The organism is Stutzerimonas sp. FeSN7 (genome assembly GCF_030263795.1).
Taxonomy (GTDB): Bacteria; Pseudomonadota; Gammaproteobacteria; order Pseudomonadales; family Pseudomonadaceae; genus Stutzerimonas; species Stutzerimonas stutzeri.
In genome coordinates, this window is the sequence record NZ_JARPMN010000001.1 from 2,143,463 (window position 1) to 2,160,145 (window position 16,683).

19 protein-coding genes, 1 tRNA gene and 1 pseudogene are annotated in these 16,683 nt (G+C 63.9%); 17 read left to right on the forward strand and 4 right to left on the reverse strand.

The annotated features are described in order from the left end of the window. The first annotated feature begins 56 nt into the window (after positions 1 to 56). From P5703_RS09940 to P5703_RS09950, 3 genes are all read left to right on the forward strand, one after another. Complete coding sequence (locus P5703_RS09940) at positions 57 to 1,433, forward strand: permease (protein ID WP_011913226.1); 1,377 nt, start codon at positions 57 to 59, stop codon at positions 1,431 to 1,433. Between the two features lie 8 nt (positions 1,434 to 1,441). Beyond that, on the forward strand, positions 1,442 to 1,672 hold the full coding sequence (locus tag P5703_RS09945; protein WP_014596684.1) for a thioredoxin family protein: 231 nt from the start codon (positions 1,442 to 1,444) through the stop codon (positions 1,670 to 1,672). Between the two features lie 118 nt (positions 1,673 to 1,790). Then, positions 1,791 to 1,973 (forward strand): PLDc N-terminal domain-containing protein, encoded by a 183-nt coding sequence (locus P5703_RS09950; RefSeq protein ID WP_017245094.1) that lies wholly within the window; start codon positions 1,791 to 1,793, stop codon positions 1,971 to 1,973. Here the strand turns inward: P5703_RS09950 and P5703_RS09955 are convergent, their stop codons facing one another. Together P5703_RS09955 and P5703_RS09960 are read right to left on the reverse strand one after the other, a co-directional pair. Beyond that, a complete protein-coding gene (locus P5703_RS09955) occupies positions 1,974 to 2,219 on the reverse strand; it encodes a PA2433 domain-containing protein (protein ID WP_011913223.1) in 246 nt (81 codons plus the stop codon). It abuts the gene before it with no gap. 149 nt (positions 2,220 to 2,368) lie between these two features. Beyond that, positions 2,369 to 2,442 (reverse strand) — tRNA-Cys (locus P5703_RS09960). Positions 2,443 to 3,337: 895 nt separating this feature from the next. Here P5703_RS09960 and P5703_RS09965 point away from each other — a divergent pair. The 11 genes from P5703_RS09965 (at position 3,338) to P5703_RS10015 (ending at position 13,523) form a co-directional block, all read left to right on the forward strand. Further along, entirely contained in the window at positions 3,338 to 4,084 is a 747-nt protein-coding gene (locus tag P5703_RS09965; RefSeq protein ID WP_013391779.1) for a hypothetical protein, read from the forward strand. A gap of 118 nt (positions 4,085 to 4,202) precedes the next feature. Continuing rightward, positions 4,203 to 4,415 carry an AlpA family transcriptional regulator gene (locus P5703_RS09970; RefSeq protein ID WP_013391780.1) on the forward strand — a complete coding sequence of 71 codons (213 nt, stop codon included), beginning with the start codon at positions 4,203 to 4,205 and terminating at the stop codon, positions 4,413 to 4,415. Between the two features lie 42 nt (positions 4,416 to 4,457). After that, complete coding sequence (locus tag P5703_RS09975) at positions 4,458 to 5,333, forward strand: ParA family protein (protein WP_013391781.1); 876 nt, start codon at positions 4,458 to 4,460, stop codon at positions 5,331 to 5,333. Then, complete coding sequence (locus P5703_RS09980; protein WP_013391782.1) at positions 5,317 to 5,577, forward strand: hypothetical protein; 261 nt, start codon at positions 5,317 to 5,319, stop codon at positions 5,575 to 5,577. The genes P5703_RS09975 and P5703_RS09980 overlap by 17 nt, the downstream gene beginning before the upstream one ends. After that, entirely contained in the window at positions 5,570 to 7,234 is a 1,665-nt protein-coding gene (locus P5703_RS09985; RefSeq protein ID WP_013391783.1) for a ParB family protein, read from the forward strand. Before P5703_RS09980 ends, P5703_RS09985 begins: the two co-directional genes overlap by 8 nt. Before the next feature lie 15 nt (positions 7,235 to 7,249). Next, a complete protein-coding gene (locus P5703_RS09990; RefSeq protein WP_134539721.1) occupies positions 7,250 to 7,810 on the forward strand; it encodes a DUF2857 domain-containing protein in 561 nt (186 codons plus the stop codon). A gap of 3 nt (positions 7,811 to 7,813) precedes the next feature. Next, a complete protein-coding gene (locus P5703_RS09995) occupies positions 7,814 to 9,064 on the forward strand; it encodes an STY4528 family pathogenicity island replication protein (protein WP_285586467.1) in 1,251 nt (416 codons plus the stop codon). A 331-nt stretch (positions 9,065 to 9,395) separates the two neighbouring features. Beyond that, entirely contained in the window at positions 9,396 to 10,175 is a 780-nt protein-coding gene (locus P5703_RS10000; protein ID WP_113933225.1) for a PFL_4669 family integrating conjugative element protein, read from the forward strand. Next, positions 10,172 to 10,699 carry a DUF3158 family protein gene (locus P5703_RS10005; RefSeq protein ID WP_113933224.1) on the forward strand — a complete coding sequence of 176 codons (528 nt, stop codon included), beginning with the start codon at positions 10,172 to 10,174 and terminating at the stop codon, positions 10,697 to 10,699. The genes P5703_RS10000 and P5703_RS10005 overlap by 4 nt, the downstream gene beginning before the upstream one ends. Before the next feature lie 73 nt (positions 10,700 to 10,772). Next, on the forward strand, positions 10,773 to 11,213 hold the full coding sequence (locus P5703_RS10010; RefSeq protein ID WP_073664032.1) for a single-stranded DNA-binding protein: 441 nt from the start codon (positions 10,773 to 10,775) through the stop codon (positions 11,211 to 11,213). A gap of 279 nt (positions 11,214 to 11,492) precedes the next feature. Then, positions 11,493 to 13,523 carry a DNA topoisomerase III gene (locus P5703_RS10015; protein ID WP_169884177.1) on the forward strand — a complete coding sequence of 677 codons (2,031 nt, stop codon included), beginning with the start codon at positions 11,493 to 11,495 and terminating at the stop codon, positions 13,521 to 13,523. A 723-nt stretch (positions 13,524 to 14,246) separates the two neighbouring features. Here the strand turns inward: P5703_RS10015 and P5703_RS10020 are convergent. After that, positions 14,247 to 14,882, reverse strand: a complete 636-nt coding sequence (locus tag P5703_RS10020; protein WP_003098972.1) for a cation efflux transmembrane domain-containing protein — start codon at positions 14,880 to 14,882, stop codon at positions 14,247 to 14,249. 411 nt (positions 14,883 to 15,293) lie between these two features. Here P5703_RS10020 and P5703_RS10025 point away from each other — a divergent pair, with 411 nt between their 5' ends. Together P5703_RS10025 and P5703_RS23925 are read left to right on the forward strand one after the other, a co-directional pair. Further along, positions 15,294 to 15,503: a sterol desaturase family protein gene (locus P5703_RS10025; RefSeq protein WP_014747696.1), complete on the forward strand. Its 210-nt coding sequence runs from the start codon at positions 15,294 to 15,296 to the stop codon at positions 15,501 to 15,503. A gap of 24 nt (positions 15,504 to 15,527) precedes the next feature. Beyond that, positions 15,528 to 15,890 (forward strand): DUF3703 domain-containing protein, encoded by a 363-nt coding sequence (locus P5703_RS23925; protein WP_196495817.1) that lies wholly within the window; start codon positions 15,528 to 15,530, stop codon positions 15,888 to 15,890. Positions 15,891 to 15,957: 67 nt separating this feature from the next. Here P5703_RS23925 and cadR read toward each other — a convergent pair whose 3' ends face one another. Beyond that, positions 15,958 to 16,356, reverse strand: a complete 399-nt coding sequence (gene cadR, locus P5703_RS10030; protein ID WP_003098965.1) for a Cd(II)/Pb(II)-responsive transcriptional regulator — start codon at positions 16,354 to 16,356, stop codon at positions 15,958 to 15,960. Positions 16,357 to 16,447: 91 nt separating this feature from the next. On the opposite strand from cadR, the pseudogene P5703_RS24015 reads away from it, so the two are divergent. Then, positions 16,448 to 16,681 (forward strand): annotated as a pseudogene (locus P5703_RS24015) (heavy-metal-associated domain-containing protein); the annotation flags it as partial. Positions 16,682 to 16,683 lie beyond the last annotated feature (2 nt).

The window sequence follows — 16,683 nt, forward strand, 5'->3', positions numbered from 1 at the left end:
CCTCGCTGCACGCCAGCCAACTACCATGGTCGTGACTACCCAGCAGGACCATGGTCATGGACAGCTCCGCGCCCGAGCGATCGGCTCCTTCGGCTGACGCCTCCCCTTCGCTGTGGAAACACCTGGCGCGTTTCTGGCGCGACCGCCCTGGCGAGGCCAAGGTGCTGCTTGGCATGTCTGCCGCATTTCTGCTGATCTTCTTCCTGCCGCTGGGTCAGCCTCGCTTCGAGAATGCCGTACTCGAAGGCCTTCGCCTGACCCATTGGTACGCCCGCGAGCACGTCATCCTTTGCCTGTTGCCGGCCTTCGTCATCGCAGGCGCGATGGCCGTCTATATCAGCCAGGGCGCGGTGATGAAGCACCTCGGCCCGGCCTCGCCCAAGCCGATCGCCTTCGGTGTTGCCTCGGTTGCCGGCACGCTGCTGGCGGTGTGCTCCTGTACCGTACTGCCGCTATTCGGCGGCATCTACCGGCGCGGTGCCGGGCTCGGCGCCGCCATCGCCTTTCTCTACTCGGGGCCGGCGATCAACGTCATGGCCATCGTGGTGACGGCCAAGGTGCTTGGCGCCGAGCTGGGTATCGCCCGGGCTGTCGGTGCCATCCTCTTTGCCCTGGTCATCGGCGCGATTATGCACCTGCTCTACCGTCACGAAGAGGCCGCCCGTGCCGCCAAGGGCTCCCGCGGGTTCACCGCCGACGACAGCGGGCATCCGCTGGGCGACATCGTCGCCCTGTTCAGCCTGATGATCGGCATCCTGGTGTTCGCCAACTGGGCCAGGGCGGAAAGCCCGGCATGGATGCTCGTTTACGCCTGGAAGTGGCCGATCACCGCTGCGCTCGCCATCCTGCTGGCGGCGCTGTTGGTACGCCGTTGGCACTGGTCGCTACAACCGTTGCTGGTCGTCGCCGGGTTGGTCGCTGCAAGCGCCCTGCTCCGATCCGAATGGCCGGAACTGGCGATGGTCATCGGTATCGGCGGGCTGATGTTGCAGGCCAGTCGTGAGGACGCTGCCGGACGGGAGTGGATCGGGCAGAGTTGGGACTTCACCAAACAGATCATGCCGCTGCTGCTGGGCGGTGTGATGGTCGCCGGCATGCTGCTCGGCCGTCCCGGTCATGAAGGGCTGATCCCCAGTCAATGGGTGGTCTGGGCAGTGGGTGACAACAGCTTCGCCTCTACCCTCCTCGCTTCACTGCTGGGCGCTTTCATGTACTTTTCCACACTGACGGAAGTGCCAATTGTGGAGGGTCTGTTGGGCGCCGGGATGGGCAAGGGCCCGGCACTGGCGATATTGCTCGCCGGCCCTGCGTTGTCCCTGCCGAACATGCTGGTGATTCGCACGGTGCTGGGCACCCAGAAGACGCTGGTGTACTGCACGCTGGTCGTGGTCATGGCCACGCTCAGCGGCTATCTCTATGGCCAACTGATGTGAGGACGACGATGAAATTGACCGTCTACGGTTCCGGCTGCGCCAAGTGCCAGCAACTCATTGCCAATACCGAAGCGGCGGCACGTCGCCTCGGTCTGGAATATCAGCTCGAGAAAGTCACCGACGTCAACGCGATCATCGATGCCGGGATCATGCGCACGCCGGCGCTGGCGGTCGATGACGATATTCTCGTCGAGGGCAAGGTGCCCAGCAGCGACGAACTCCAGCAGCTGCTGGGCTGACCTAGAACCGGGCGTGGCTCATCGCATCATTTGATGCATTTAACGGCACGGAACCCTCCTGCACGGTTCGCGGCCTCATAAACGGAGCCGTCAGGAGAGATGTGAAGTGTCCGATTCGATGACTTACCTGGCTATCGCAGCCGCGGTGGCGCTCATCGCGCTGAACTTGCTGGCGATCATCAGCGTGTTCAAAAGCGAGCGAAGCGTGGGCGCAAAGGCGCTCTGGGCGATCGGTATCGCCCTCTTCCCAGTGCTGGGCCTGCTGTTCTGGCTGCTGGTTGGCGTTCGCCGCGTCCGCTGATCAGGGTTTCTGACCCAGCAGGTACAGCGCTCGTCCCAATACCCGCACCGAATCGGCGTGCTTGCCGGCCTGATGCAACTGCTCACCTTCGGCACGCAGTTCGCGCACCTGCTGCAGGGTAGCCGCGTCCTTCGGTGGGTTGGTTTTGAGCAATTCGTCGATCTTGGCCATGTCCATGGGGCAATGCATCGCCAGCAGTGGCGAGCTGAACAGAATCGCGAAGGCAAAGGCTGAGAGGCGTCGCATGGCTATTCTCCTGAGCGAGAGGCGCCCATGCAGTATAGATAGCAGCGGCGGAATCGCTTGCCGCCACTCACTGGCAGTACCGGTGGCCGCCCGCTCTGGGACGCAAAAGAAAAAGCCCCAAGCAACGAATTGCTTGGGGCTCTTCAATATGGAGGCCGATGTCGGAATCGAACCGGCGTACACGGATTTGCAATCCGCTGCATAACCACTCTGCCAACCGGCCTCAAAACGAAGGCGCCGCATGATTTCTGCGGCGCGATCTTACAAACTGGAGCGGGAAACGAGACAGGCACTAGGGCGCTAAATCCTTGTTTCCCAATCACATTCTTCGCCGCCGTGAGCAGCGAAGGCCTGAATTATAGCCTTGTTCTTCGCCCTCGGCAACAAAACTCATCCAACAACTTCCATCAGCGTCCAAGGACTGCCATTTCATCCCCTGACAACCGACGCAGAATACACGGCTACCAGAGGCCCGCCCCTGCAACGCCGCTCGACACTCAGGTCTCCTTGCGTCAGGAATGGCATCAGCATCGAACGTTGAGACCGCGCTTGGTTTGTTGATGCAGTGCGCACCACAGCCCAAGGCTGTTCGTGATGAAGGCCAAGCGGCGAGCAAGGAAAGATGGGGCGCATGTTCACATCACCTGGTCAGCTGGCGACCGTGTGGGAGCGGCGCGCAACAGCCTCAAACTGGCCACAGCCCAGGATCGCTGGATGCTATGTCGATATATCAGGATGCCAGAACAAGCATCACACGCGCGGTTTTCTCTGCGTCCCTCTGGACGTTGAGCAACGACTGCGCCCCAGCGCGACTTGTGAAACCGTAGGGATATCAGACCATAGCGAATCGGTCTTGATACGCCTGACGCACCCCATGACGCTGGCACCGTGAGCGCCATTGTCGAGCGTGCTTCTTCCTTGTTACTCGACGGGCCGGCAACTGGTCGATTCTTGCACATTGAGCAAGAGAGGGCCACCTGTGGCGGATGCCATGATCTCGTCCGCCCACGTTCCGGGGCATTCGTCCCTGGCATCCGCCACAGGCATAACGACACAACAGCCCTTGGCAGGGCGAGAAAGGAGCCGGTGATGTAGCGCTTCCGAAAGGAGACGAAAACATGCACAAGGAGCCACCATTATCAAAGGTGTTCTATCGTCCCATCGAAGCTGCCATACGGTGGGCTGGGTTGCTGCGGTACAAGGCTTCGATTCTCGCGTCGATCGCATCACCGCGGTGCCTGCCGCAGATGTTGGACTGCCCTCGATGGAACGAGTGTCGGCTGTACTCGGAACGCATCTACGACGGCATCCTCAACTCGGAGCTGCCCTTCGGCAAGGACGGGATCACGATCAATGACCCCGAACTGGTGAGTTCACCCGATCTGACCGTCCGCCATGTCGATCTGAAGCGCTGGATGCGCACCCACTATCCCGAGCATCGGCCGGGATTCCTGTTCAGCCGTGGCGAGCGCATGGCGCATCCCTTCATCACCTTGGAAACAGGGCAGGCGCTTCTACTGGAACGGCTGGCTCTGCAGGCTGCGCTGGACCATAGCCGGCGTGAGACACGCGAACTGCAAGCGCAGCACGAAGCCTTGCTCAAGCAGTCGGCGGTCCTGCTGGCGTCTCAGCAGTGCACGATCAGTGATCGAGCAGAGACCACATACCTGAACATCATCGGCGGGATGCTGACGCTGATGCTGGGCCATTCCCCATCGGGCGTGCCGTACTCCAGCTTCAAGACGCAGGAGGCCATCGTCACTGCATTGCTCGCCCACTATGGCGGCACCATGGGCATCACGGAGCGAACCTTGAACGGCAAGTTCGCCAATGCCAGGAAGAATGTGCGTAGCGCAGCCGCGTGAATTCTTCCATCTTGTATGTGCAGTCGCGGAGATTGCATTTGCAATGTCTTTCCGCAGCCATGTCTATTGAATAGAGGTCACGCCAACAAACGCCACTGAGCGTTCAGGAGTGACCGCCATGTCGCAAGCACCTGTACTGCCCCCTTACGAGCGCCGCATCCTGCGGCTCGATGAAGTTGAAGCGAAGTCCGGCTTCAAACGCGCCCACATCTACAACCTGATGAAGAAGCGCCAGTTTCCACAGGCGCTGCGCCTGGGTGTGCGCGCCGTGGGCTGGGATTCGGTCGAGATCGACCAGTGGATCGCCGAACGCCTCAACAACCGCACCTGACCCGCTCCCCCTCGGATTTCCCATCGCCAAACGGAGAGCGCCATGCAGGTCGTATCCATCATTTCAACGAAAGGTGGCGTCGGCAAGACGACGACGGCCGCCAACCTCGGCGGGCTCGCCGCGGACGCGGGGCTGCGCGTGCTGCTGCTCGATCTCGACGTGCAACCCACCTTGTCCTCTTACTACGAGCTTGCCCACCGTGCGCCCGGCGGCATCTACGAGCTGCTGGCATTCAACGAGCGCGCCGTCGACCAGCTCGTGTCCCGCACCATCGTCGCGGGCCTGGACCTGGTGCTCTCGAACGATCACCGGGGTGAACTGAACACGTTGCTACTGCACGCGCCAGACGGACGCCTGAGACTGCGGCACCTGCTGCCGGCGCTGGCGCCGCTCTATGACCTGGTGCTGATCGACACCCAGGGCGCGCGCTCGGTGCTGCTGGAGATGGCGGTACTCGCCTCCGGCCTGGCGCTATCGCCCGTGACCCCGGAAATCCTCGCGGCCCGCGAACTGCGGCGCGGCACCATGCAATTGCTGGAGGACATCGCGCCGTACCGGCACCTCGGCATCGAACCGCCACCGCTGGACCTGCTCATCAATCGCGTCCACCCCGTGTCCGCGAATGCACGGATGATCCAGCAGGCGCTGCGCGACCTGTTCCAGGACCATGCCGGCATCCGCGTGCTGGGCACCGACGTGCCGGCCATCGAAGCCTATCCGCGCGCTGCGACCCGCGGCCTGCCGGTGCATCGCGTCGAGTATCGACAGCCACCAGGCAGAGTTGCGCCCGCCGCGCTCGACACCATGCGCGCGCTTGCTGGCGAATTGTTCCCTCAGTGGCAAGACAGATTCGCCCTCGTGTCCGGCCGTCCTCCACGTTCTTTTGAAACCGGGAGGCCCCATGGCGAACGCACATGAGCTTGCCCGTGGCCACAAGCGGCTGCGCGCTCTGATCGAGTTTGCGGTGAGCGAAGGCTGGCACGTCAAACGCACCCGGGGTGGACACCTCAAATTCACCAAGACCGGCTGCGCCGCCATCTACACCAGCTCGACCGCGAGCGATTACCGGGCAGACCTCAACGCCCGTGCGCAGATTCGCCGAGCCGAGCGCGAGGCCCGCATGGCCCGGCCCGCCAACGCCGAGGGATGCGGCCATGGCTGAGATGACCTCCCAGGACATGGCCGGCAAGCTGCTTGCTGCCGGGTTCGAGCGCGGTGGGCCATCGGCCACGGCCTTGAGCGACCCGATCGCCGACACACCGATGGTCGTGACGCTGGACCAGTTGCGGCCCTACGACCACGACCCCCGCAAAAAGCGCAACTCGGCCTACGATGAAATCAAGGCCTCCATCCGCGAGCGCGGCCTGGATGCGGCGCCCGCCATCACACGCCGTCCTGGCGAGGCGCACTACATCATCCGCAACGGCGGCAACACCAGGCTGGCGATCCTGCGTGAACTCTGGGCGGAGACCAAGGACGAGCGCTTTTTCCGCATATCGTGCCTGTTCCGGCCCTGGCCTGCGCGCGGGGAGATCGTCGCCCTGACTGGGCATCTCGCCGAGAACGAACTGCGCGGCGGCCTCACGTTCATCGAGCGCGCCTTGGGCGTCGAGAAGGCGCGCGAGTTCTATGAAGCGGAAAGCAGCACGACCTTGAGCCAGTCCGAGCTGGCCCGTCGCTTGGGCGCCGACGGCTTCCCCGTGCAGCAGTCGCACATCAGCCGCATGGCCGATGCGGTGCGCTACCTGCTGCCGGCGATCCCAACCGTGCTCTATGGTGGCCTCGGTCGCCACCAGGTCGAGCGGCTGTCGGTCATGCGCAAGGCCAGTGAGCGCACGTGGGAGCAGTATGCCAAGGGCCGCTCCCTGCCGCTGGACTTCGACAGTTTCTTCCAAGAAGTGCTGTCGCAGTTCGATATCCAGGCCGACGAGTTTTCGCCGCAGCGTGTGCAGGACGAGTTGATCGGTCAGATGTCCGAGCTGCTGGGCATCGACTACGACGTGCTCGCCCTGGACCTGACCGAATCCGAGAGCCGCCACCGCGCCCTGGTCAGCGACCCAACCCCGCCATCGGCGCCGCCGACATTGCCTGAGCCTGGGGCCATTGCGCGGGCGCCGATCGAACCAGCACCATCCCCCGCTACAGCAGCACCTTCTGCAGGCCACCCTGCGGCCGCGCCGACGAGGCCCGAGGACGATGCGGCCCCGAGCGAGGCATCCGCGGCCAGCCCTGCGGCAGCGGCTGGCGGTCTGCTTGACGAGCACATCATCTCTCCGGCACCCACGACGGAACGTCTCCAGTCCATCCAGCGCATGGTCGCCGACCAGTTGGGCGATGTGCTGCCGCCCGACTTCTCGGCCAACGTATTGCAGTCGATTCCCGTGCAGGCCGGGGGCCTCTATCCCATCTCGGACATCTGGCATATCGACCCTGGCCTCGACACACCCGACCGCCTGCGCATCCACATCGCGCAGTTCGCGCGCGAGATCGCGGGCGAGGCCGACCTGGACGCATGTGTCGAGGATCGTTCTGACGGCATCGGGTTCGCGTGTCGTGCCCCGGCCCAGGTTTCGTCGCCGCTCGCACGTGCCGTGCTCGCGCTGCTGGTTTCCCTGGCCGGTCAGCAGCCGGCCGACGTCGGCTTGGACGTCGGGCACTTCGTCACCGACCTGCCAGCGCTGTTGCATGGCCAGGGCCAACGTCATGACGACGGGGCCCGGCGATTGAGCGACAACACGCTGGTCAAGCTGTTTCGGCTGCTGCGGCTGGCCCGGCGCCTGCTGGATCTGGAAGCCGGCGCTGTCGGCTCTGGGACCTGAGCGAGGGAGACCAGCATGTCCGCACCGAACCCACTCAACCAGGCCGTCATCGCGCAGGCGCTCTACGATCTGCGCAACGGGCAACTGCGCCGCTGCAAGGCGATGGGATTCGGTGAGGAAGAACTGGATGCGCTCAAGCATCCGGCGCTGATCAGCGTGCTGGCCAATGCCAACGTCTCGTGGTGCTCTGTCTCGGTGAACCGGGAAGTGCTCCGGCGATTGCTCAAACAGGCGCAGGACGTGGAGAAGGAGATCGCCACCGTCGATCGCATGCTGCGCCTGGGGGCCAGTACGGAAATGGCGAGCCGTTTTTATGGGCTGACGCACCAGGAAGTCGCGCTACGGCGTGAAGTTCTCGGCCTGCCCAAACGCAAGGGGCGCCATCCGGTTCTGGACGAGGAGCAGGACACCGAGCTGTGGCGACGCTGGAAGGCCGTGACCAGCAGCAGGAATGTCGAGCTGGAGGATGAGACCTCGGTTCTTGATGCGGCAATGGACCTCGCCGAAGGCATGGAACTGCCGCTGTCGGTGGTCTGGGCTGCGATCAAGAACTGGATCGATCAGGGATTGGGTTGAGTCATGGCCGTGGACGACGCTGCACCACGAGCACCACGCCAAGGCCCGGTCGCCCTCGCTGATCTGTTCGACAGCGCGCTGAAAGACCTTGCACCGAAACCTCGCCCGCCCGCGTCCGCGCCAGCTCCCGCATCCGCAACATCTCCTGTCTCCGCAACCGGCGACGGTTTTCTGTTCAGCGGCAATCGGCACGAGAGCGTGCCGCGACGGCTGTTCCTGGACCGACGCCTGACGCCGCTGGAACGCAATGCCTGGCAAGTCTTTCGGATGATGCTCAACGAGGATGGGGTCACGGCGTTTCCGACGTATGAGCAACTTCGCCCGTGGCTCGCGTCAATGCCCTGCGCCGGACAGGCCTCTCACGAGACCGTGGCACGGGCGCTGACGCTGTTGCGCCTGACTCGCTGGTTGAGTCTCGTGCGCCGCAGGCGTGACCCCAAGACCGGGCGCATCCTCGGCAACCTCTACGTCCTGCACGATGAGCCCCTGACGCCTTTCGAGGCGATGCAGCTCGACCCGGACTACTTGGAGCTCGTCAGCCAGGCCCTGGGCCATTCGGCCAGGGCCGTTCAGGTCGTGGGCTTGCACACCCTCAAGGAGATCGCCGAAGACCCGTTGCTCTCCGGCCGCACGTTGCCCTCGCGGCTGCAGGTCCTTGCCGAACGCCTCGCCAACCAGGGCATTGGGTCGCAGGAGAGTTATCCACAGGAGGATAGGGTTCACGATTCCGAAGAAGGGGCGCCGAGCCTTCTTCGGAATTCTGATGACCCCTCTTCGGATTCCGAAGCAGGGCCGAAACCCGCGTCAGACGGCACTCTTCGGAATCCGAAGCAGGACCGTACTGTACGTAGTAGTCGTATGAATGAAGTACGTACTACCGCGCGTGAGCGTGGGCAGGTGCGCGCGATGCCGGGAGTTCGTCTGCCTGATCGCTTCCTCGGCTTGAAGGAAGAGCAGCAGGCCGGCGCCATGGTGGCATTGCAGCAGGTCGATGCCCCGCTACGCCAGGCCGTGCTGGACGAATGGGCGGATCGCTGTCGCGGCAGCACCATCCGCAACCCGGCAGGCTACCTGTTCGGCATCATCCAACGCGCCATCCGTGGCGAGTTCAACGCCTGGGCCAAGCAGGCCGGGTCAACACCGCCACCTGCCCCTGCACGAGATTCACCGCCTGAGCCACCGCGCAATGTGGTTCCACCCGAGGTAGCCCGGCAGCACATCGACCGGCTGCGCGACCTTCTGCGCAGTAGCTGAGCGCGACGAGCGACAAGGGCGTGAAGCAGACGTCGATGGCCGTCAGTAGAGCTATCCCCAGGGGATAGATGTACTACAAGGTGTAACGCCGACCGGCGCGGCCTGGTACTCCCGCCCACGGGCCCGTAATGGCGTCGGTTTCATGAGCGGCCCGCACCATCCGCGCGAGCAGCGCTCCATGCCGTTTGATGGAGCTATCCCCTGGGGATAGCTCGTGCCAGAGGCCACCGTTGCCAGGACAACCGGGGACTGGTTCATTTCGGTTTGTTGACTGACTGCCTTCCGCTGCGTGCCGATCCTGACCGCTCCTTTTCCCAAGCGAGCGGACACCATGGCAACCAACGAACCTCTGCAACTCAATCTCGGCTCTTTGCGCAGCGCGATGTCGCTGACGCTTCACACCCACCACGCCTCGCGCATCTGGCATGGCCGCGCCGCCGCCGAGGGGCGACCCGGCATTGTCGGCCTGAACGGCTACATCGCCGTGATGAACAAGATGAAGCGCGGCTCGGAACAGGACGACCCGTACAGCGACTGGTGGATGTTGCGCATTGAGGAAAAGCTCGACCAGACCAAGACCACGCTGCAATCGCTGCGCGAGCAGGTGGACCAGGCACTGGCCGGCGTGCCTGCGGCGTTGAGCCTGGGCGAGAACCTCAACGTGCAGCCGGTGAAGCTCCCCTTGTTCGTGAACGCGCAGCTCGGCTTTGCCGCCGTCTATCTTCTGGCCGACTACGACGACATCGCCCGCAAGCTTATCCTCGCCCATCACACCGCACTGATCGATCGCTCGACATTGGAGCGCTGGCTCAACGAAGGTGCCCACGCGCTGCGCAGCCTGTTCAGCCTGGCCCAGCAATACCGCTACTCGGGCTGCACCCGCGACGACTTCGCGGCCAAGAACGCCGCAGCTCGGGCAGCATTGGAGAAGTTCGGCGAACTGCCGCAGGACGTGCTCGAAGGCATGCGCCGCTCGAAGTTTGCGCCGCCCATCGCACGCCGCGGGCTGCAACAGCGCGGTGATAGCGCTGCCGCAGCCGCTCCTCCCACCAACGAAGGCACTGCCGCCGATCCGGCTGAGGCCAGCACCGGCGAGGACGAACAGGCATGAGCGACCCGAACCGCGAACCGCGCTACTTCCGTGGTCTGGAACAGCCAGCCTTCATGCGGCTGGAACACGCGGCCTCTCTAAAAGGCCTTTTAAAGCCTTTTAAAGGTAAAGGGGACTTCGAGGGCTGGGCCAGCCAGTGCTTCGCCATGCGCGACGAATTGATTGCCCTGGCGCAGCGACAGGTGCTGCCACAGGCGTGCGGGCATCCCTTCCACCTGCTTCCCGTCGAGCTGGCTCAGCAGACCACTGGCGCAGGCACGACCTTTCTACGCTGGCGCAAGCACGACCGATCGGCCATGGGCGTGGTCCTGTGGCAGGAGCTGATCGCCACGACCAGCACGCCGGTCAACCTGCTGCACGACCTGCACGCGATCGAACTGCAGCGCATCACGTTGAACATGCAGATCAGCCTGCTGCACACCCTTGGCAGGCAAGCGCAGGAATGCGCCAGCAAGGCCGCGCAGGCAGACAACACCTACCTGCGCCGGCTCGCGTCCGTCCCTGCCGCAGTGCGCGATCGGTGATTGCGCCAGCCATCCGAGCACGCGCCCGAGCCCAACGAGGCACGGGTATTTCAACCACCACGGAGATTGCACCATGAGCACACAATTCATCGGCGAGGGCAACATCGGCTCGCCCCCCGAGTACCGCGAATTCCCCAACGGCAATGACGATCCTCGCCGGCTGCTCCGGCTGAACGTGTACTTCGACAACCCCGTCCCCACCAAGGGCGGCGAGTTCGAGGACCGCGGCGGCTTCTGGGCGCCGGTGGAACTCTGGCACCACGACGCCGACCGCTGGCAGCAGCTCTACCAGAAGGGCATGCGCGTGCTGGTCGTCGGCCGCATGGAGCGCGACCCCTGGACGGACAACGAAGATCAGCCACGCGAGACCTGGCAGGTCAACGCGCGCAGTGTCGGCATCCTGCCGTACCGCATCGAGTCCGTGGCCCTCAGTCCGAAGCCACAGGAGGCAGAGCCGAAGCCCCAGGCCACCCCGGAACCGGCTACACCGAAGGAAACGAAGCGCAGGAAGTGACCCGACATGGAGGGCGGTTGCCGCAGTGCTTCGCCGCCCTCCATGCGCTGCGAACTATCCCCAGGGGATAGCTCCACCAACGTCCACCGAGTTCCACGCGCTCCCGGAAATCGCGGCTATCGGCCCGCACACTTTCGGCCACGCGCCTTCCCCGCACACGCCATTTCATCGGCGTGAAAGCGGTCGCCGCCGCATGCGGCTTGTTTGCTGCCGCCCTCGACGGCGCTCGGCATCCTCGATCCCAGCAACTCATGAACCACGGGAATCGGATGGACGGATATGCGGCTGTTCTTGTGCGAGAAGCCCTCCCAGGGCAAAGACATCGGCCGAATTCTCGGCGCCACGCAACGCGGTGAAGGCTGCCTCAACGGTTCCGGCGTCACGGTCACCTGGTGCATCGGCCATCTCGTAGAGGCAGCAGCACCGGAAGCCTACGACGAGCAGCTCAAGCGCTGGTCCATCGAGCAGTTGCCCATCATTCCCCAGCATTGGCGGGTCGAGGTCAAACCGAAGACTGCCACGCAATTCAAGGTCGTCAAAGCGCTCCTGGCGAAGGCGACCCAGCTTGTCATCGCCACCGATGCCGACCGCGAGGGCGAGTTGATCGCCCGCGAGATCGTGGAGCTTTGCGGCTACCGCGGCCCCATCGAACGCCTGTGGCTGTCGGCGCTCAACGATGCGTCCATTCGGGCGGCACTGGGCAAGCTGCGGCCTTCGGCCGAGACGCTTTCGATGTACCACTCGGCGCTGGCGCGCTCCCGTGCGGATTGGCTCGTGGGCATGAACCTGAGCCGGCTGTTCACGGTGCTGGGGCGACAGGCGGGTTACGACGGCGTGCTGTCGGTCGGCCGCGTACAGACCCCGACGCTCAAGCTCGTTGTGGACCGCGACCGCGAGATCGCGCGCTTCGTGTCCGTACCATACTGGGCCATCGCCGTGTCCCTGTTCGCAGGCGGTTCGACTTTCGCCGCGCAATGGGTTCCACCCGATGCGTGCACCGACGACGCAGGCCGCTGCCTGCGGCAGCCGGTCGCACAGCAGACCATGCAGCAGATCCGCGCTGCGGGCAGTGCCCACGTCGTGTCGGTGGAGACTGAGCGTGTCCGCGAAGGCCCGCCGCTGCCGTTCGACCTGGGCACCTTGCAGGAAGTGTGTTCCAAGCAGCTTGGGCTGGACGTGCAGGAAACCTTGGAGATTGCCCAAGCCCTGTACGAGACGCACAAGGCCACGACGTACCCCCGCTCGGACTCCGGCTACCTGCCCGAGAGCATGTTTGCCGAAGTGCCCACCGTTCTCGACAGCCTGCTCAAGACCGATCCCTCGCTGCGCTCGATCATGGGCCAGCTCGACCGCTCGCAGCGCTCGCGCGCCTGGAACGATGGCAAGGTCACGGCGCACCACGGCATCATCCCGACGCTCGAACCGGCGAAGCTCTCCGCCATGAGCGAGAAGGAACTGGCCGTGTACAGGCTCATCCGGTCGCATTACCTGGCGCAGTTCCTCCCTCACCACGAGTTCGACCGCACTGTGGCCAAGTTTTCGTGCGGGGGGCAGAACCTGGCGGCCACGGGCAAGCAGGTTGTCATCCCGGGTTGGCGCCAGGTGCTCGCCGAGCCGCAGGCCGAAGACGGTGATGGCGAGGGCGATACTGCGGTCCGCGCCCAGGTGCTGCCCGCGCTGCCGAAACTGTATGAGGGCCTGGCATGCCAGGTGGCCGACGTCGATCTCAAGGCACTCAAGACGCTGCCGCCCAAACCGTACACGCAAGGCGAGTTGGTCAAGTCCATGAAAGGCGTCGCCAAGCTGGTGTCCGATCCCCGCCTGAAGCAGAAGCTCAAGGATACGGTTGGCATCGGCACCGAAGCGACGCGGGCCAACATCATCGGCGGCCTGATCGCTCGCGGCTACCTCGTGAAGAAGGGGCGCGCCATCCGCGCCTCGGATGCGGCTTTCACTTTGATCGATGCCGTGCCTGCGGCGATTGCCGACCCTGGCACCACCGCCGTCTGGGAACAGGCGCTCGACATGATCGAGGCCGGACAGCTCACCCTGGACGTGTTCATCGGCAAGCAGGCCGCGTGGATTTCGCAGTTGATTGCGCAGTACGGCAGCGCCTCCCTGTCCATCAAGGTTCCCCAAGGGCCGGCATGCCCGCAGTGCGGCGCACCCACGCGCCAGCGCAGCGGCAAGAGCGGCCCGTTCTGGTCGTGCAGCCGCTACCCGGACTGCAAAGGCACGCTGCCAGTCGAATCCGGCAGCTCCAAGCGCGGCGCCTCGCGCCCGCGCCGTAGCGGCCGCAAAGGCTCCTGACCGCCCCCGTTCCCCGTGAGCCGTGCCCGCCTTCGGCGGCGTGGCCCCTGTCCCGCACTCCGCCGCATGCCCTGCGGGACGCCCAGCGCGCAACGCCTTCTTGATCCGTGTGCGCGTCCCGCCCAGCCGTCCCCGGCCGCGGGACCTGAAGGTAGCTTCTCTGCGAGCCGCACCACGCGCGTTCTGTTGATCTGCGTTTCTTCCGCCCTCTGCGAAGGGTCTCCCGGTGGCTTGCCAGGCTGCACGAGCCACCGGGAGACCCTTCGTGGTCAGCGGTAATCGGTGCCGGTGCCCGCCGGTGCAAAAACGGGCTCCCTTTGTGCGCGGATGTGCGCCAGACGATGCCGGCCCCAGCCACGACATGGGCCGGGTGTGATTGCTTGATGAGCAGACGGTTCTAGCGACGACCGGGCCTGCCAATCAGCCCACGGGTGGTTCCTCTTTTCTCCCGAGCCGAAGGCCGTTGGGCCTTCGGCGCCATTCTCCTGCCCATCAACGTCCCGGCCCGGCCATTGGCCTGGGCCACACGAACAGGAGAGACGACATGCACCCTCAACCTTGCGCACCGCTGCTGTACGGCAGACGGAGGTCGAGAACGGCATGCCCGCCTATCGCGCGGCCATCGCCAATGGTACGCTCGGCTGCAGCCGAGGCCGTAGCCCAAAGGCTGGACTACCTCTTTTGCAGAGGTAAACCTCGGGATGAACTGGGCGAAAACATGCCTTATGTGCCCGCCTTACGGCGAGCTGTTTCCGATGCTTCGCGCAGGATTTCCCGCCCCCCATTCGCTGCGATTGCGGCCACGATGACGCCCAGCACCAGATCCGGGATGTTCGACCCGAACCCCATCACCAGCACCCCGGACAGCACAATCGCACCATTGACGATGGAGTCGTTGCTGGTAAAGATCGCTGACGCCTTGAAGTTCACATCTTCCCCGCGATGGCGGCGCAGTAGTCTGAGGCACACTAGGTTCAAAGCCGCGTTCAGCGCGGCCATGGCCATCATGGCTGGGCCGACAGGCTCTTCCCCTCCAGCGAAGCGGCGTAGGACTTCCAACAGCAGCAGCGCGGCCAGGCCGATTAGCAAGAAACCCGACAAGCGGGCCGCGCCCACCTTGACCGTTGCCGCACGACCGACGGCATACAGGCTAACCGCATAGACCGACGCATCGGCGAGGTTGTCCAACCCGGCGCCCATCAGCGCCGTAGAGCCAGCCCAGATGCCAAGGGCAATGCCGGCGGCGGACTGCGTCAGGTTGATCAGCAACACAGTCAGAAGAATCTTTCGGTCCTTCGCATCGCTCGCATCTAGGCGGCCCAACTCGTCGTTTTCGTGATTTCTGTGGTTTTCAGCCATGCATTGTTCCTTCCAAATCGATGGATGCTGAAGCCTGTAGCGGCTGGAGAGTCAAGGCGCAGATGCAACGAACTTGCCACAGGGTCTTCCCGGACGCCCTTGACTCTACCGTAGCTAGAAGGTTTTCCAATCCAGTCAGAGCTTTAGGACAGAACAGATGAGCACCAATGCGCCCCCTTCATTGCGACTGTCATCCGGTATGGCTGCTATCCACTGATCCGTGGCGCCACTGCGGTTGTGCTCTTCGGCGAGCTCGCGACCGGCCGGCCGTCTTTTCCGACGGAGCTACTCACAGTGATCGTCGCGCTCGCTTGTGCCGCCTTGCTAGAGGGCGGGCGGCCTTTCCACTCCCCGTTGAGCCAGTAGCGGCGTTCCAAGCTGTGGTTGGCCGTCGGCGCATGGCTCGGCTTCTTGGTCGTGCATCTGGCCTTCCAGCACTCCAATCTGGGATACCGGGTCGGGCCGTTGGGATTGTTGATCGGGGTGGCTGAAGCCCATCGCTGGCATCACAAGCGTGAGCACGAAGACGCCCAAGTCAACTACGGCGATTTCTGGATGCCCGGGGGCCACTTGTTCAGCGCTTTCCGGTCGCAAAAGCACACGCTGGGCGCCAAAGAGTGACACTCAAGAAAGATGGACTTTCCAATGGACTACGGCCCGCAGCTTGTCTATCCCTTCCGGAGCCGGCCAGCAGCGGCAAACGCTTGCGCTGCTGGCTATACGATCTTGCCCACGTCGCATTCTTGCGCGAGTCGGGCCTTGCGGCTTCTTGCGAAGCGATCGCGAGTTGCGTGGCGTGCCCATGAGTCGGGCCGCGTCGTGGCGCACTGCTACCTTGGCCTGCACCTGCACCTGCGCAGCCACGCCGCGATGCTCGGTCTGGCCTGGAGAACCCGTAAGGTGGCGGAGATTGCGGCGCGCAGGTCGTCCGGCTCGCGCTGGCTCCTGTGGGCCACGCCCTCGGTCGCACGCCGTCTCAAAACGTCAGAATCGCGCGCTTTCGCATGATGGAGCGCGGCACGTGGCTCTCAGAACTGGACCCGATCACTTCCAGCACCGATGACACGCTCGAGCTTCAGGCGGGCTCGGCCAAGCTGTTGAGAATGCCGCACTCGCGCGAGGTTCGGGCGCTATCGCAGGAGCGTCGCAGATCCATTAACTCGCGCTCCAAGGCGCGCAATTCCTTCATCTTGGTCCGCACTTGCGCGATATGAGCGTCGACCAGCGCGTTCACCTCGCCGCAGCCCAACTCTGGCCGATCCCGTAAGTTCAGCAGTTGACGGATCTCATCCAGCGTCATGTCCTTCGCCCGGCAGCGGCGGATGAACAGCAAGCGCTGCAAATGGACTTCGTCATAGAGCCTGAAGTTGCCCTCGCTACGTGCAGGCTCGGGCAGCAAGCCTTCTGACTCGTAAAAGCGCACGGTCTGCACCAAGCAATCTGCCTTCTTGCCCAGTTCACCGATCCGCATCATGGTTGCTTCCTATAAAAAACTTGACTCTATATCTACTAGAGGTTTTCTAATGATGGCATCCGGGGAAAACCTTGTCAATGAAGAGCGATCTATGAACAAAGAACCTTCCAGCCCATGCGCCTGCTCCGGCGGCAATGGCCAACAGACGGCGTGCGCCAGTGAGCAGGCCAGCACTGAAACCACCGTTTTCCACGTGAGCAACATGGATTGCCGCAATGAGGAAGCACTGGTGCGGCGAACGCTGGAGGGCATGCCCGGTGTCGAGCGGCTCCTGTTCGATCTTCCGCAGCGTTTGTTGACCATTTCGCACCGCGAAGTCTCGGCCGA

What these genes read in the sequence shown, in the direction of transcription:
- P5703_RS09975 (WP_013391781.1), top strand. Translation starts at nt 4,458, where the DNA reads ATGCAGGTCGTATCCATCATTTCAACGAAAGGTGGCGTCGGCAAGACG.
- P5703_RS10015 (WP_169884177.1), top strand. Translation starts at nt 11,493, where the DNA reads ATGCGGCTGTTCTTGTGCGAGAAGCCCTCCCAGGGCAAAGACATCGGC.
- P5703_RS10005 (WP_113933224.1), top strand. Translation starts at nt 10,172, where the DNA reads ATGAGCGACCCGAACCGCGAACCGCGCTACTTCCGTGGTCTGGAACAG.
- P5703_RS10000 (WP_113933225.1), top strand. Translation starts at nt 9,396, where the DNA reads ATGGCAACCAACGAACCTCTGCAACTCAATCTCGGCTCTTTGCGCAGC.
- P5703_RS23925 (WP_196495817.1), top strand. Translation starts at nt 15,528, where the DNA reads ATGGACTACGGCCCGCAGCTTGTCTATCCCTTCCGGAGCCGGCCAGCA.
- P5703_RS09985 (WP_013391783.1), top strand. Translation starts at nt 5,570, where the DNA reads ATGGCTGAGATGACCTCCCAGGACATGGCCGGCAAGCTGCTTGCTGCC.
- P5703_RS10010 (WP_073664032.1), top strand. Translation starts at nt 10,773, where the DNA reads ATGAGCACACAATTCATCGGCGAGGGCAACATCGGCTCGCCCCCCGAG.
- P5703_RS10020 (WP_003098972.1), bottom strand. Translation starts at nt 14,882, where the DNA reads ATGGCTGAAAACCACAGAAATCACGAAAACGACGAGTTGGGCCGCCTA.
- P5703_RS09945 (WP_014596684.1), top strand. Translation starts at nt 1,442, where the DNA reads ATGAAATTGACCGTCTACGGTTCCGGCTGCGCCAAGTGCCAGCAACTC.
- P5703_RS09970 (WP_013391780.1), top strand. Translation starts at nt 4,203, where the DNA reads ATGTCGCAAGCACCTGTACTGCCCCCTTACGAGCGCCGCATCCTGCGG.
- P5703_RS09940 (WP_011913226.1), top strand. Translation starts at nt 57, where the DNA reads ATGGACAGCTCCGCGCCCGAGCGATCGGCTCCTTCGGCTGACGCCTCC.
- P5703_RS09965 (WP_013391779.1), top strand. Translation starts at nt 3,338, where the DNA reads ATGCACAAGGAGCCACCATTATCAAAGGTGTTCTATCGTCCCATCGAA.
- P5703_RS09990 (WP_134539721.1), top strand. Translation starts at nt 7,250, where the DNA reads ATGTCCGCACCGAACCCACTCAACCAGGCCGTCATCGCGCAGGCGCTC.
- P5703_RS09955 (WP_011913223.1), bottom strand. Translation starts at nt 2,219, where the DNA reads ATGCGACGCCTCTCAGCCTTTGCCTTCGCGATTCTGTTCAGCTCGCCA.
- P5703_RS09995 (WP_285586467.1), top strand. Translation starts at nt 7,814, where the DNA reads ATGGCCGTGGACGACGCTGCACCACGAGCACCACGCCAAGGCCCGGTC.
- P5703_RS09950 (WP_017245094.1), top strand. Translation starts at nt 1,791, where the DNA reads ATGACTTACCTGGCTATCGCAGCCGCGGTGGCGCTCATCGCGCTGAAC.
- cadR (WP_003098965.1), bottom strand. Translation starts at nt 16,356, where the DNA reads ATGATGCGGATCGGTGAACTGGGCAAGAAGGCAGATTGCTTGGTGCAG.
- P5703_RS09980 (WP_013391782.1), top strand. Translation starts at nt 5,317, where the DNA reads ATGGCGAACGCACATGAGCTTGCCCGTGGCCACAAGCGGCTGCGCGCT.